The 14,599-nt window shown below is 66.4% G+C and carries 13 protein-coding genes and 1 riboswitch; of the genes, 5 read left to right on the forward strand and 8 right to left on the reverse strand.

All coding sequences use genetic code 11. The annotated features are described in order from the left end of the window. The 5 genes from ACWAT4_RS26715 to ACWAT4_RS26735 are packed head-to-tail and all read right to left on the reverse strand — an operon-like array spanning position 1 to position 6,440. Entirely contained in the window at positions 1-630 is a 630-nt protein-coding gene (locus tag ACWAT4_RS26715; RefSeq protein ID WP_449728490.1) for a precorrin-8X methylmutase, read from the reverse strand. Continuing rightward, positions 630-1,790 (reverse strand): precorrin-3B synthase, encoded by a 1,161-nt coding sequence (cobG, locus tag ACWAT4_RS26720; protein ID WP_449728491.1) that lies wholly within the window; start codon positions 1,788-1,790, stop codon positions 630-632. The genes ACWAT4_RS26715 and cobG overlap by 1 nt, the downstream gene beginning before the upstream one ends. Continuing rightward, positions 1,787-5,035, reverse strand: coding sequence for a cobaltochelatase subunit CobN (cobN, locus tag ACWAT4_RS26725; protein ID WP_449728492.1), 3,249 nt, complete (start codon positions 5,033-5,035; stop codon positions 1,787-1,789). The genes cobG and cobN overlap by 4 nt, the downstream gene beginning before the upstream one ends. Further along, the gene (gene cobW / locus ACWAT4_RS26730) at positions 5,035-6,069 is read right to left on the reverse strand and encodes a cobalamin biosynthesis protein CobW (RefSeq protein WP_449728493.1); all 1,035 of its coding nucleotides are present in this window, start codon (positions 6,067-6,069) and stop codon (positions 5,035-5,037) included. Before cobW ends, cobN begins: the two co-directional genes overlap by 1 nt. After that, positions 6,066-6,440 carry a DUF1636 family protein gene (locus ACWAT4_RS26735; RefSeq protein ID WP_212444047.1) on the reverse strand — a complete coding sequence of 125 codons (375 nt, stop codon included), beginning with the start codon at positions 6,438-6,440 and terminating at the stop codon, positions 6,066-6,068. Before ACWAT4_RS26735 ends, cobW begins: the two co-directional genes overlap by 4 nt. Before the next feature lie 96 nt (positions 6,441-6,536). Then, a riboswitch (cobalamin riboswitch) is annotated at positions 6,537-6,756 on the reverse strand. 40 nt (positions 6,757-6,796) lie between these two features. Here ACWAT4_RS26735 and cobO point away from each other — a divergent pair. Together cobO and ACWAT4_RS26745 are read left to right on the forward strand one after the other, a co-directional pair. Next, positions 6,797-7,444, forward strand: coding sequence for a cob(I)yrinic acid a,c-diamide adenosyltransferase (cobO, locus tag ACWAT4_RS26740; protein WP_449728494.1), 648 nt, complete (start codon positions 6,797-6,799; stop codon positions 7,442-7,444). 7 nt (positions 7,445-7,451) lie between these two features. After that, the gene (locus ACWAT4_RS26745; RefSeq protein WP_212426691.1) at positions 7,452-8,900 is read left to right on the forward strand and encodes a cobyric acid synthase; all 1,449 of its coding nucleotides are present in this window, start codon (positions 7,452-7,454) and stop codon (positions 8,898-8,900) included. Here ACWAT4_RS26745 and cobD read toward each other — a convergent pair. Together cobD and cbiB are read right to left on the reverse strand one after the other, a co-directional pair. Then, positions 8,889-9,854 (reverse strand): threonine-phosphate decarboxylase CobD, encoded by a 966-nt coding sequence (gene cobD / locus ACWAT4_RS26750; protein ID WP_212426789.1) that lies wholly within the window; start codon positions 9,852-9,854, stop codon positions 8,889-8,891. The two genes, ACWAT4_RS26745 and cobD, sit on opposite strands and share 12 nt — an antisense overlap. A gap of 11 nt (positions 9,855-9,865) precedes the next feature. Next, a complete protein-coding gene (cbiB, locus tag ACWAT4_RS26755; RefSeq protein WP_349629526.1) occupies positions 9,866-10,819 on the reverse strand; it encodes an adenosylcobinamide-phosphate synthase CbiB in 954 nt (317 codons plus the stop codon). Positions 10,820-10,939: 120 nt separating this feature from the next. Between cbiB and cobU the strand changes: the two genes are divergently transcribed. Genes cobU through bluB form a run of 3 tightly spaced genes read left to right on the forward strand, consistent with a single transcriptional unit; the run spans position 10,940 to position 12,860 of the window. After that, positions 10,940-11,443, forward strand: coding sequence for a bifunctional adenosylcobinamide kinase/adenosylcobinamide-phosphate guanylyltransferase (cobU, locus tag ACWAT4_RS26760; RefSeq protein ID WP_212426690.1), 504 nt, complete (start codon positions 10,940-10,942; stop codon positions 11,441-11,443). Beyond that, positions 11,440-12,225 (forward strand): adenosylcobinamide-GDP ribazoletransferase, encoded by a 786-nt coding sequence (gene cobS, locus ACWAT4_RS26765; protein WP_212426689.1) that lies wholly within the window; start codon positions 11,440-11,442, stop codon positions 12,223-12,225. Before cobU ends, cobS begins: the two co-directional genes overlap by 4 nt. Positions 12,226-12,227: 2 nt before the next feature. Further along, on the forward strand, positions 12,228-12,860 hold the full coding sequence (bluB, locus tag ACWAT4_RS26770) for a 5,6-dimethylbenzimidazole synthase (RefSeq protein ID WP_212300536.1): 633 nt from the start codon (positions 12,228-12,230) through the stop codon (positions 12,858-12,860). 41 nt (positions 12,861-12,901) lie between these two features. Here the strand turns inward: bluB and ACWAT4_RS26775 are convergent, their stop codons facing one another. Then, positions 12,902-14,596, reverse strand: a complete 1,695-nt coding sequence (locus tag ACWAT4_RS26775; RefSeq protein ID WP_212426688.1) for a ShlB/FhaC/HecB family hemolysin secretion/activation protein — start codon at positions 14,594-14,596, stop codon at positions 12,902-12,904. Positions 14,597-14,599 lie beyond the last annotated feature (3 nt).

Raw genomic sequence — 14,599 nt, forward strand, 5'->3', positions numbered from 1 at the left:
CTACTCGCTCCGGCTCGCCAGCGCGTTCACGGCGGCAACCGTGATCGCGGAGCCGCCGAGGCGGCCTTCGACCGTCAACGCCGGCGTCGGCGGATCGGCCATCAGCGCGGCCTTGGATTCGGCGGCACCGACAAAGCCGACGGGACAGCCGATGATTGCCGCGGGCCGCGGACAGTCGCGATCCTCCAGCATGTTAAGCAGATGAAACAGCGCGGTCGGCGCATTGCCGATTGCAACGATCGCGCCATTGAGATGCGGCCGCCACAATTCCAGTGCCGCGGCCGAGCGCGTGTTGTGCATGGATTGCGCCAGCGCGGGAACGGCCTCGTCGCCGAGCGTGCAGATCACGGCATTGGCCGCGGGCAGCCGCGCGCGCGTAATCCCTTCCGAGACCATGCGGGCGTCGCACAGGATGGGCGCGCCCTTCTGCAGCGCGGCCCGCGCGGCGGTCGCCATGCCCGATGTGAAGCGGATATGCGCTTCGAGACCGACCATGCCAGCGGCGTGGATCATGCGCACCACGACCGGCTCCTCGTCGGGCGTGAAACGCACCAGATCGGCCTCGGCGCGGATGGTCGCAAAGGATTGGCGATAGATCTTCGCGCCATTGGTCTCGTAAGTGTGCGGCATCAGTGCCCTCCCATCAGGATGGAGGGATTCTTGACGATGTCGTCGCGATCCAGGCCGCGCAGGACGGGCTCGTCGCGCGTCGATCCGCCGCGCACGAGATCGAAGCCCGAAGCCGTCGCGACCAGTGTGATTGCGGCAGCGCCGGAATGGGCACACCCCTTGGCACAGCCCGAGACGTGAAGCCGCGCCGCTGAGCCGATGTTCGGCGCAAGCGTCGCGGCCAGGGCGCGGGTATCGGCATGGGCCTCGCGGCAGCGCGGCGCGCCGCTACAGGCAATGACGCGCAACGCGGGATCGAAGGCCTCGGTGATCAGGTCGGATGCGGACGGCATCGTCCGCTTCCCCTCGCTCAAAACCATCCGCCACGGCGTCGTCCGCAGCGCATGTCCGTAACCGGAGAGCTGATTGAGTGTCGCATGTGGCATCTGTCCGAAGGCGACACCGATCATGGCACCTTGTGGATAAAGACCGGGACGCGCGGCGGCCATGATGGGCGCAGGCTCTGCATCGCCGCGCAGGGCCGCCGGCAATTCCGCGCCGGCCGCAAGATGCGTTGCCATCCGCCCTCGCCCATCCCTGACGCCGGACCCGACGAACCAGCGAGCGACAGCAAGTGCGGTCGCCACGGCCTCGCCGCGCGCGACGCTGCGGCCGAGCCTGGCCCCGTCCGCACGCACCAGAAGGCCGCCAGCAGCATCTCGCTCGATCCGCACATCGGCGGAATTGCCGGCAAGCACGCGTGACTTGCCGTCGTCAATGGCGAAGCCGAACTTCGCGGGCAGCTCGAGCATGCAGTCCGCCAGCGCCTCCTCTAGCTCGGCGGCAAGCGCCTGGGTTTCGTCGCCATCGCGCCAAAACGGCGTGACCAGGATGTTGCGCCGGGATTCGGTGTCGGCATCCGGATCGAGCAACGTCAGTTGCGCAAGACCGTCAAGCAACAGCCGGTGGCTGCTCTCGCTGACGCCCCTGATCTGAAAATTGGCGCGGCTGGTCACGTCAATCAGACCATTGCCATGGCGCTCGGCGAGATGCGCGAGCCCGGCGGCCTGCGCCGCATCGAGCCGGCCTCCGAACGGACGCACTCGAACCACGAGCCCGTCGCCCGATTGCATCGGTCGCAACGCGCCGGGGCACCAGCCCTTGACCTTGGACGCGCTCATGATGCCTCCTTCAACGCAGCCGCGATCGAATTGCGGCGCGTTCGCCAGAGCGAGGCTTCGTGCAGACGCGCAAAACTGGCCTCCATTGCGGCAAGCGCCGCCGGATTTTCGCGGGCCATGAAAGCGCGGACGTCGGCATCGCCGAGGGTTGCGTCATAATAGAGATCGAACAGATGCGGCGGCACCGCACCGGCGAGATGCGCAAAGGCGGCCATGTGCTCCAGCGTCGCGGTGATCTCGGCAGCCCCGCGAAAGCCGTGGCGCATCATGCCGGCGATCCAGGCCGGGTTGGCCGCGCGGGCACGGACGACACGCGCGATTTCTTCGGTGAGCGTACGCGCATGCGGCTCGTCGGGCCGCGTCGTGTCGAGGTGATAAAGCGACGGCTCCGACGCGCCGAGATGCGCGGCCGCCGCCGCGACGCCGGCTTCATGCGCGGCATAGTCGGCGGCGAGCAGAAGATCGGTTTCCGGCAGATCCTGGAGGTGGACGAAAGCATCGGCCGACGCGAGCCGCTGCTCGATCCCGGCGCGATCGGGCTTGATGGCGCCATCGGCGGAGAATGCCCAGGACGACGCCGACAGCCAGGCCTCGCCGGCCGCATGGCGCGTCTCTGGCGTGAAAGCATCGGGGATCGCCGAGAGGCCAACACCATATTGTCCGGGGCGCGGTGCGAACACGCGCGAGGCACGGTGACGATAAGGATTCTCGTCGCCTTCATCGTCGCACGATGCAAGCGCTTCCGTGGCGGCTTCGAACAATTGCGCAAGTCCTGCGAAGACATCGCGGAACAGGCCCGACACGCGCAGCGTGACGTCGATGCGGGGACGACCAAGCTCGGCCGGTGCGATGATGTCATAGCCGGTAACGCGGCCGGAGGCGTGATCCCAGCGTGGCGAAAGTCCGGCGAGATGCAGCGCCATCGCAAACTCCTCGCCTGCGGTGCGCATCGTCGCCGAGCCCCAGAGATCGACGATGAGGCCTTTCGGCCAGTCGCCGTGATCCTGCAAATGACGACGCAGCAGCTCTTCGGCGAGTTTTATCCCTTGCGCATGCGCCGACGGCGTCGGCACCGCACGCGGATCGACGGCGAAAAGGTTGCGTCCCGTCGGCAGCACGTCTTGCCGCCCGCGATAGGGCGAGCCCGATGGCCCCGGCGCAACGCGCAAGCCCGCAAGCCCGGCCCGCAGCGCATCCCGCTCCGCTTCGCCACAAGCGCCACGGCCGAACACGTGCAGGCCGTCGCCGAACTGGCTTTCCTTGAGATCGCAGACGAAGCGATCGATGCGCGGGATCGCTTCGGCGGGCGCCGCCGACGCGTCGAGGCCGAGATCGTCTTCGAGGCCCGCAGCGCGCGCCTCGTCGCGGATCGCGGCGATCAGGCGCTGGCGGCGGGCGGGGTCGAGACCGTCGGCAGTCGAATATTCGTCAAGCAGGCGTTCGAGCCGGCGGAGGCCTTCGGGCACCGCGGATTGTTCGAGCGGCGGCGGCAGATGGCCGATCGTGACGGCGCCGGTGCGCCGCTTGGCCTGTGCGGCCTCGCCGGGATCATTGACGATGAAGGGATAGACCACGGGTAAATCGCCGATCAGCGCTTCCGGCCAGCATTGCGAGGACAGCGCGACGGATTTCCCCGGCAGCCATTCCAGCGTGCCATGCGCGCCCATGTGGACGACGGCATCAATCCCCTGCTCGCGGAGCCAGAGATAGAACGCGACATAGGCGTGGCGCGGCGTGCGGGCGAGATCGTGATAATCGGAATCGCGCGTCATCGCGTCGCCGCGCTCGGGCTGAACTGCGATGATCGACTGGCCGGACTGGATCGCAGCGAAGTGGAACACACCATCACGGCAGTTCGGATCGCTCTCAGGCGTGCCCCAGGCTTGCGCGAGATCGTCTTGCAAACTTTGCGGAAGACGCGGGAGTGCGGCACCATAGTCGGCGACGCTCCAGGTCAGGTTCTGCTTGAGCAGCGTCTCGCCGAGCGCCCCAACTGGTTCAACATTGAAGCCGGCATCCCCGAGGTCGGATACCAATGCTTCGACCGAAGCGAGTGCATCGAGACCAACGGCATGCGCGATCTGGTGCAGACGGCCGGGATAGTTCGAGAGCACGATGGCCAGCCGTTTCTCGGCGACCGGTGTCTCAGCGATACGAAGCCAGGCCGCAACGCGTGCAGCGACGGCCTCCACACGCTCCTGATCCGGCCGATGCGCCAGGTGCGAGAACTGGAGATCGGGATCACGCTCCGCCGCTGACTTGAAACTCACCACGCCCGCGAACAGGCGGCCGTCGACCTCGGGCAGCACCACATGCATCGCGAGATCGCCGGGCGACAGGCCGCGCAGCGAGTCCGCCCAGTCCTCGCGCCGCGCCGACGACAGCGCGACCTGGAACACGGGACACGATGCGACATCGAACGGTGTGGTGCCGTCCTCGCCCATCGCAGAGAACGCCGTCGCGTTGACGATTGCGGCCGGAGGCTTCTCTACGAGATGTGCCCGCAACCAATCCCCGACGCCTGCGGCTTTCAGCGACGTCACGAACACGCCATACGCGTCAAAGCCTTTCTCGCGTAGCGCGGCGATCAACGCATCGACCGGCCTCGTGTCCGCGGCGGTGAGATAGGAGCGATAGAACGCCACCAGAGCGCGCGGCTTCTCCTCGCTCGCCGCCGGCGCAGCAATGACGCCACGCGCCGGATCGTAAAAGCCCATCTCGGGCACGTTCATCTCGCCAACGACCGGGCCTGCATAAAGACCGGAGGCCAGCGCGAGCTGCGCGATCGCGGCTTGCGCGGCGACCGGGCCGCCGGTGTCGCACAGCACCTTGAGCCGGCGCAGCGTCGAGACCGGCAGGGTCGAGTACGCATCGAGCCTGATGTCGTCGCGGCCATCGGCCGGCAGGACGGCGAGCACGATGCCGCGATCCTTCGCGAGCTGCTGGAGCGCCGCGAGGCCGTAAGGCCAATAGGACTCTCCGCCGATCAGGCGCACCAGAATGCCGCGTGCCTGCGTCAGCGTGCGTTCGACATAGGTATCGACCGACAGCGGATGACGCAGCTCCGCAAGATTGGCGAGCCGCAGCGACGGCAGACTGTCGCGGCCACGCCGCCAGCCGGCGGCAAACGCCGCGAGATCGGAGTCCGAGAACGAGAGCACCACGAGATCGGCCGGATCCTGGCCGATGTCTCTTGGCGTCGCGGTCTCCTCCAGACCGCGGCTCTCGCGGAAGACGACGTGCATCAGACTCCCAATCCCGCTCGGATCGCGGCCTCGTCGATATCGCCGTGCTCGCCGATCACGACGAGCTTCGACTGCCTGCCGCCTGCACCCCACGGCTTGTCGAACTGGTGGCGCACGCGTTCGCCGACAGCCTGAAGCAACAGGCGCATCGGCTTGCCCGCGACCGCGAGATAGCCCTTGGCACGCAGCACGTTCTGCTCGCGCGCCAGCTTCTGGACCGATGCGACCAGCGCATCGATATTGGTGACCTCAGGAAGATCGATCACGACGGAGGCGAAATCATCATGCTCGTGCTCCTCCTCCCCATCATGATGCGAGGGACGCGCGGCGAGATCATTCTCCGCGGCGGCGCCGAGGCCGAGGATGACGCGCGCATCGATCGCGCCGTCGGTGATGGGCAGCATCGGCACGCGGCGCGGCATCTCGGCGCTGATCGCGGTCTTGGCGGCTTCGATGCCGGCGGCGCCGGCGAGATCGGCCTTGGTCAGCAGCACGATATCGGCGCAGGCGATCTGGTCCTCGAACACTTCGGACAGCGGCGTCTCGTGATCGAGATTCTCGTCCGCCGCGCGCTGTGCTTCCACCGCATCCGGATCCGGCGCGAAGCGGCCGGCGGCGACGGCCTCGGCATCGGCGAGCGCGATCACGCCGTCCACCGTGATGCGCGAGCGGATCTCCGGCCAGTCGAACGCCTTCAGCAAAGGCTTCGGCAGCGCGAGGCCCGAGGTCTCGATCAGGATGTGATCGGGCCGCACCGGACGCGCCAAAAGCTTCTCCATGGTCGGAATGAAATCGTCGGCGACGGTGCAGCAGATGCAGCCATTGGCGAGCTCGACGATGTTCTCCTCCGGGCAGTTCGCGTCTGCGCACGATTTCAGGATCTCGCCGTCGACACCCTCGCTGCCGAACTCGTTGACGAGCACGGCGAGCTTCTTGCCGCCCGCATTGCTGAGCAGGTGCTGGATCAGCGTCGTCTTGCCGGAGCCGAGAAAGCCGGTGACCACCGTCACCGGGACTTTTGCGAGCGAGTTCATTCAGCGGCCTCCGGCAACGTGGCAATGGGGGGAATGCGGGCAAGCGATTGCTTGCGGAAGATTTCGGGACGACTGCGCCAGGGCACGAGGCCATCGGGCGCGGCGGCATAGGCGGCGGCGCCGGCGACGACGTCCTGCGCGTTGGCATCCGAGAGGCGGCCATAGACGTAGGACCAGCGGCCGGGCGCACTGAGGGCGACCGAGCAGCCCTGGTTGCATGCGGACAGGCATTCCACGGGAACCACAGTAACGCCGTCGGGTACGCCGGCCTCGAGGATCGCCCCATGCAGGCGCTTGCCGGGCGTCGTCTCGCCCTCGCCGAGCGTCTGGCCGGCGCGGCAGGTGATGCAGACGTGCAGTGTGACGGTCATCGCCTCTTCCAGAATATTGAGCGGGAGGCGAAGAGGCCCACGGACCGTTCTTGCGAAGGCCCGTTTCCCCGTCGCGGAACACCCCGTCCGCCGGTCCAAAAATCGTCCGCGTTGGCAGGTCTCCCGGCTTGCGGAGCAGGGTTTCCCCTTCGATCCCCGCCTTCCCGATCCGCAAGATGGATCAGTGGCTTCGGGCATCTCTCCGGTCACGGTCGCGGGGGCGGCTGCATTTTGGACCCAAATCTTGCCGATTCGGACCCTATCGCATTCCCTCTTCGCCTGTCATAGGACAGGAACCAACGCCGGGCCACCATTTGCCCCCGGCCGCCTCTTGTCAAGCCGAAGGACCCCATCCGATGACGCCTGAACCGGATACCCAAACGGCCCAAGAAACCGACGCCAAGACCGACGCCAAGCACGCCGCGAAAATGGCTAAGATCAAGGTCGCCCGCGACAAGATCATGACGACCAAGAGCGGCGAAAAGGGCCTCATCATCGTCCACACCGGCGCCGGCAAGGGCAAGTCGTCTTCCGCCTTCGGCATGATCGTGCGCTGCGTCGCCCATGGCTTTCCCTGCGCCGTGGTGCAGTTCATCAAGGGCGCCTGGGATACCGGCGAGCGGCGCCTGCTCACCGGCCATTTCGGCGAGCTCTGCCAGTTCCACGCGATGGGCGAAGGCTTCACCTGGGAGACGCAGGACCGCGCCCGCGACATCGCCGCCGCGCGCGCCGGCTGGGAGAAGGCGAAGGAGCTGATAGCAGATGAAAGCCTGCGCATGGTCGTGCTCGACGAGATCAACATCGCGCTGCGCTACGACTATCTCGACATTGCGGAGGTCGTCGATTTCCTGAAGACCTCGAAGCCGCCGATGACGCATGTCGTGCTCACCGGGCGCAACGCCAAGGATGAGCTGATCGAGATCGCCGATCTCGTCACCGAGATGACGCTGGTGAAGCATCCGTTCCGCTCCGGTATCAAGGCGCAGGCCGGCGTCGAGTTCTGAAGACACGATGGCGCGCGCATTGATGATCCAGGGCGCCGGCTCGGACGTGGGCAAGTCGCTCATCGTCGCCGGCCTCGCGCGCGCCTTCACGCGGCGGGCCTTGCGCGTGCTTCCGTTCAAGCCGCAGAACATGTCGAACAATGCCGCCGTCACCGTCGACGGCGGCGAGATCGGCCGCGCCCAGGCGTTGCAGGCGCTCGCCGCCGGCGTCGAGCCGCACACCGATATGAACCCGGTGCTGCTGAAACCCGAGACCGATATCGGTGCGCAGGTGATCGTGCAAGGCAGGCGCATCGCGACCGCGCGGGCGCGCGACTATGCGGTGATGAAGCCCTCATTGATGGGCGCGGTGCTGGAGAGTTTTGAGCGGCTGAAGGTGCGCGCCGATCTGGTCCTGGTGGAAGGCGCCGGCAGCCCGGCCGAGGTAAATCTGCGCAAGGCCGACATCGCCAATATGGGTTTTGCCCGCAAGGCCGACGTGCCGGTGGTCCTGGTGGGTGACATCGATCGCGGCGGCGTCATCGCCCAGCTGGTCGGCATCAAGACGGTGATCGACCCTGACGATGCCGCGATGATCCAGGGATTTGTCATCAACAAATTCCGTGGTGACCCCACGCTGTTCGATGACGGCTACAGGCTGATCGCGCAAAAAACAGCTTGGCGCGGCCTTGGCGTGCTGCCCTGGTTTTCGCGCGCCGGCGAGTTGCCGGCCGAGGACGCTCTGGGCCTCAGCGATGCGCGTAGGCCCGGCCAGTGCAAGATCGCCTGCCTTGCGCTGTCGCGGATCGCCAATTTCGACGATCTCGATCCGCTCAAGCTCGAACCGGGCGTCGATCTGGTGATGGTGCGCCCGGGCGAAGCGATCCCTGGCGATGTGCGCCTCGTCATCATCCCCGGTTCAAAATCCACCCGCGGCGACCTCGCCTTTCTGCGCGCGCAGGGCTGGGACATTGATCTGCTCGCGCACCATCGCAGAGGTGGCCATGTGCTCGGCTTGTGCGGCGGCTATCAGATGCTGGGGCGCAGCGTCGCCGATCCCGACGGCATCGAAGGTCCCGCGGGTGACGCGCCGGGCCTCGGGCTGCTGGATGTGACGACCGTGATGAGTCCGCAGAAAACGTTGACGCGTGTTGTGGCTGTGCATGCGGCGACGGATCAGCCGATCGCCGCCTACGAGATCCACATCGGCCGTACCGACGGACCCGATCGCGCGCGACCGTTTGCGAAGCTCGATGGCGAGCCGGAAGGCGCGATCTCAGCAGACGGACGCGTGCAAGGCAGCTATTTGCACGGCCTGTTCACGTCGGATGATTTCCGCAAGGCGTTTTTGGCAAAGCTCGACATTGCCGCAGGCGACGAGCCCTATCATGCCAGGGTCGAGAGCGCACTGGATGCGCTCGCCGATCACATCGAGAAGCATCTCGACGTCGACGGCCTGCTCGCGCTAGCGCGCTAGGACCGCGGCGAGGCGCGTCCATTCGGCTTCGCTGCCGGGAAGCCCGAGCCGGAGCCAAGTTGGATTTTGTACGAAGACGCGCGACCAGATATGGTCACGCGCGAGCTTTTCTTGCGCAGCGAGTGCATGTGGCGTCTCATAGAGACGGAACAGCGAAGCGCCGCCGACGAGCCGCCAGCGCTGCCCCCGCGCCATTTCATCGAGACGAGCCCCGTCACGCGCCAGCCGTGCTGATGTCGCCTCAGACCAAGCCTCGTCTCGCAAGGCGCGGCAGCCGATGGCGATCGCTGCTCCCGAGACCGGCCACGGACCCGACATCGCAGCGAGCCCGGCGATATCCGCCGCATTGCCGATCGCAAATCCGAGCCGCAGGCCGGCCAGACCGTAAAACTTCCCGAAGGAGCGCAAGATCAGCAACCCGGGCCGATCCGCCTCCGGCGCAAGCGACAGCTGTGGAACCGCGTCTGCAAAACTCTCGTCAACGACGAGACGACCGACGCGCGGCAACAGCGCGAGCAGATCCTTTGGCGGAAAACTCCGGCCATCGGGATTGTTAGGATTGACGATCACAGCAAGATCCGCGCCTGCCAGCGCATCGAGCTCGCGGACCTCCTTTGCATCCCAGCCCGCAGCCGAGAGAACGCCGGCATATTCATTGTAGGTCGGCGCCAAAATGCGCGCCCGGCCGCACGGCGCGAGCTGTGGCAACAGTTGAATGGCGGCCTGCGCGCCGCCCATCGCGACGATCGGTGCGCTTGTCGCATAGGCGTGCCGCGCGGCCTGACGCAACGCCTCGATCTCGGATCGCGATGGCAGCGCCTGCCAATGATGCGCGCCGATCTCGCCCACGGGATAAGGCAGCCGGTTGATGCCGGTCGACAGATCGATCCAGTCCGCCGCGCGTCCGCCGAAACGCTGCTGGGCCAGATCGAGATTTCCACCGTGCTCGCGCATACCCTGTTCTTTCACGCGAAAGCCAGGATCGCAAGCAGGCCGGCAAGCAACAGCATGGCGCGGCGGTAGATCGTCAGTCCCTCGACAATGTCCACGGCGAGCGGATCGCGCGCGCCCTCGTTGAGCCAAGGCTCGTCGGTCGCGCTGCCGTGATAGATGCGGGGGCCGCTGAGCCGCACGCCAAGCGCGCCGGCCATCGCCGCTTCCGGCCAGCCGGCATTGGGCGAGCGATGACGGCGCGCATCGCGCGTCATGCACGACAATGCTTGGGATTGCCGCGGCGCGAGCAGCACGAACAAAAATCCGGTCAGGCGCGCCGGAATGAAGTTTGCGACATCATCGATGCGGGCAGCCGCCCAGCCAAACGCTTCATGCCGTTCGCTGCGATGGCCGATCATGGAGTCCAGCGTGTTGATCGCCTTATAACCGAGGATGCCGGGCAGACCGAACAGCGCGCCCCAGAACACCGGCGCGACGATGCCGTCGGACGCGTTCTCCGCGAGGCTCTCGATTGCGGCACGCGCGATCCCGGATTCGTCGAGCGCTGTGGGATCGCGGCCGACGATGCGCGAGACCGCCACGCGCGCAGCCGCGATGTCGCCGCCCAGCAGAGGATTTGCGACGGCCGCGACATGATCATGCAACGAGCGTAGCGCGACCAGCGGCCAGGCCAGGACGCCGATCAGCGTGATCTGGATCCAGCTCCAAGGAAGCAAGAACTGAAGCAGGGACTGCAGCAGCCAACCAAGCGCAGCCGCGAGCGCAATCACCAGAATCGCGCCGGCGACGCCGGCGCCGCGGCGCAGCGCCGGCGCGTCAGACTCGCGATTCCAGCCGGCATCGATGGCGCCGATCAGCCGGCCGAGCCAGGTCACGGGGTGGCCGATCCGGGCAAACAGCGGTGACGGCCAGCCCGAGAGGGCATCCACCGCCATTGCCACCACCATCGCGCCCGCAAAACCCACACCCGCCTCCTGTCCCGCCCCTGTTGCGCAAAGCGGGGGCGAGCGCAAGCCCCTACCCGCCTGATTTCGGCTTTGTCTTTGGCCTCGTTTGGTGATTAGTCAGGCTCATAGGAGACTTTGATGGCCGTCATCTTGATCACGGGTGGAGCGCGATCGGGCAAGAGCAAGCGTGCAGAACTACGTACGCGCGCCTTTCCCGGGCAGCCCGTCTATGTCGCGACGGCCGAGGCGCTCGATGCCGAAATGGAAGCACGAATCGCAAAGCACCGCGCGCGGCGCGGAACCGACTGGATCGAACGCGAGGTGCCGCTCGACCTCGTGCCCGCGCTGGTCGCAAGCGATGGCGGCGGCGCGAGACTGGTGGACTGCCTGACGCTGTGGCTCTCCAATCTGATGCACGCCGAGCGCAACTGGGAACGCGAGGTGAGCGAGCTCGCCGGCGCACTGCCCCGCCTGAAAAGCCCCGTCGTCTTCGTCACCAACGAGGTCGGTCTCGGCATCGTCCCCGACAACGCGCTGGCGCGCAGTTATCGCGATGCCGCGGGGATCATGAACCAGATCATTGCTGATGTCGCCGACGAGGTCGAGTTCGTCGTCGCCGGCCTGCCGATGAAGCTGAAATGATGCCGCGTACCGAGATTCTGAAAGACGTCGTCGCCGATTTCAGAATCGCAGCGTCCTTCGTCACGATTGTGCCGGTGGCATCGTCGAAACCGGCCGGCGACGGCGCCATCGCGCGCGCGACCTGGGCGCTGCCGGTCGCGGGATTGCTGGTGGGCCTCGCTGGCGCAGCATCCCATGCGCTCGCGAGCAAACTGGGACTGGCGCCAGGTACGGCTGCGCTACTCGCTCTCGTCACAACCACCCTCATCACCGGCGCGCTGCATGAGGACGGCCTTGCCGACACCGCCGACGGGCTCGGCGGCGGGCGCACGCGCGAGCGAAAGCTCGCGATCATGCGCGACAGCCGGATCGGCAGCTATGGCGTCTGCGCGCTGATCCTGTCGTTCGGCCTGCGCTGGAGCGCGTTGGCCGCGATCGCCAATCCGTGGGCCGTCGCGCTCGCGCTGTGCGCCGCGCATGCCGCCGCACGCGCGGGCGTGCCGGCTTTCATGTCGCTGGTCCCACCGGCGCGGCCGGACGGGCTGTCGGCGAGCGCCGGAACGCCGCCTGGACGCAGCGTGGCCGCGGCCTTCGCGCTTGGAACGCTCGTTCTCACTCTTGCGTTAGGACCGGGCAAGGCCCTCGCCGGACTGATCCTGCTGTCACTCGCCGGGCTGATCATGGCGCGGCTCGCCATCCGTCAGATCGGCGGCCAGACCGGCGATATCCTCGGCGCGTTCGAGCAGGTCGGTGAAATCCTGATCATGCTGGTCGCCGCAGCCTTCCTTCACGCGGGAGGATGACAATGGTGGAATTCGACGACGCCTTCCGCCGGCAACTGCGCGATCTGTTCGTATGGCGCCGCGACGTGCGTCGCTTTCGCACCGATGCGCTGCCCGACGGTGCCGTGGAGCGGCTGATCGAGACCGCCTGTCTGTCACCGTCGGTCGGCCTGAGTCAGCCGTGGCGCTTCGTCGTCGTCGATGATGCTGCACGGCGGCGCGCCGTGATCGATGATTTCAAAGCTTGCAACGCCGATGCCCTGAATTGCTATTCCGGCGAGCGCGCCGGCCGCTACGCCGCACTCAAGCTCTCGGGCCTCGAACAGGCGCCAGCCCACCTCGCAATATTCGCCGACAAAGCCAGCGACATCGGCCATGGCCTCGGCCGCGCGACGATGCCCGAGACAACGGAGTATTCCGTGGTCGCAGCGATCACCGCGATGTGGCTCGCCGCGCGCGCCGAGGGGATCGGGCTCGGCTGGGTCTCGATCCTCAATCCGGACCGTATCCATGGCACGCTCGACGTGCCCACCTCCTGGAAATTCATCGCCTATCTCTGCATCGGCTACCCCGAGGCGGAGTGCGACCAGCCCGAGCTCGAACGCGCGAAGTGGGAACACCGGCGTGGTGCGGAGGAATTCACGTTGCGGCGCTAGCCCCAAGCCCGGCCATGACGGAGAGGAAGAAGCCCGCCGGCCTACGACTTGGTCTTGCCTGCAACGGCCGCCACAGGCGTGGTGGTCGGCTGCTTCTCGAACATCAGCAGCGGGCGGACGATGACACGGCCATAGGCTTCGTAATGATGCTGGGTCGAGACCGCCGTCTTCAGCGGCGTCGCATAATTGGCTTCCAATGTCATGAACTGCGCATAAGTCCAGGAGAACCCGACGCCGACCGAGGCCATTTCGGTCACGCCGGGGAATGTCGAATACACCGCGCCCCAGTCGGTGAAGACGTAGGTGTCAAATCCCCTCAGCCATTGCGACCAGTTGTAGTGCAGCTCGGCGTTGAAATAATAGCCGCTGTCGCCGGACGCTGCGTTGGTCGGGTAGCCGCGTACGGTGCTGGGGCCGCCGATCGTGAATATCTGGTCGCCCGGCAGCAGCTTCTCCTGCGTGTACTGCCAGCTCGCCAGCACGTTGGCGCTGAAATTGGCCGGCCCCGCGGCACTGTTCGCGATCAGCGTGCCGGTATAGGTGTTGAACGCACGGTTGTTGCCGAGCACGTGGTCTTGCCACGCGATGTAGTTCACCGCCGGCGAGACCGTGATCGAATAGGTATTGCCGGAATTGGTCACGGAGACGCCGGCCGTGGCCTTGTCGTAATGGTCGTCGGTCACCGCGACGGTCGCGAAGCGGCTCACCGTCTTGCCTTCGGTCTCCGCGGCGTTGAGCAGTATCAGCCAGTTCTGCGTCACCCAGACCGGCTGGCTGAAATTGACAGCGGCCTGGCTCGACCGCCCCGTGACGTCGAGCGCAGCGAACGGCCCGTCGATGATCTTGATCTTGCCCTCGGTATAGCTGACGCCCGCGCGCCCACCCCAGGGGTTGACCGGGATGCTGTAGGCGACGTTGCCGTTGAGATTGCCGTCGGAGCGGACGCCATAGAAAGTCAGACGGTCGTCAACGCCGAACAGGCCGTGACGCTTGTAGAAAGTGCCGCCTTCCCAGCGGCCGGTGTTTTCGGAAGCCTGATTGTCGACAAAGAGCTGCCAGGTGTCGACCGGCGGCTCGATCACCGCGAACTGGAGGTCGGTCAGGCCGAAGCTCGCGCCGGGCTGGAGCAGCGCCTTGATCTGCACGTCGTTGGTCCGGTTGAACCAGGTCACGTCGCGATTGAGCTTTGGAACGTCGAGAACCTCGCCTTCCGGCTCCTTGACGCGCTGGAGGATGTAGTCGGTGCGCGTCTGCTGGTTACCCTCGACGGTCGTCTTCTGCAGCCGGCCCTCGGTCAGCTTGATCTTGACCGTCCCGTCCTTGGGATCCTGATCCGGCAGGGTCGCAATGCCCGTGACGATGCCGCGCTCGGTGTAGATCGCATTGATGTCGGCGACGATCTGCAACAGTGCCGCGATGTCGACATTCTTGCCGACATATTTCTTCGCGATCTCGTCGAGCTCCGCCGGCGTGATGAATTTGGATGAGTCGAATTCGAGCTTGCGCAGGTGAAATTTCGGCCCGCCCGGCTTCATGAGCGGCGACTTCTCACGTGCTCCGCCGATCACGGCCGGGCCGTTCAGCTTGGGCGGCGCGCTCTGCTGTTCGAACTGGCGGCGCTGCCGGTCGACGTCGTTCTGGATCGCGCCGGGATTGATCGAGGGCACCTGCGCGCGCGCGGTTACGATGCTCGACGCAACAAGCCCGATCGTCAATGCTACGCCTAGAACACGCATCTC

This window comes from Bradyrhizobium sp. T-1 (assembly GCF_053592855.1).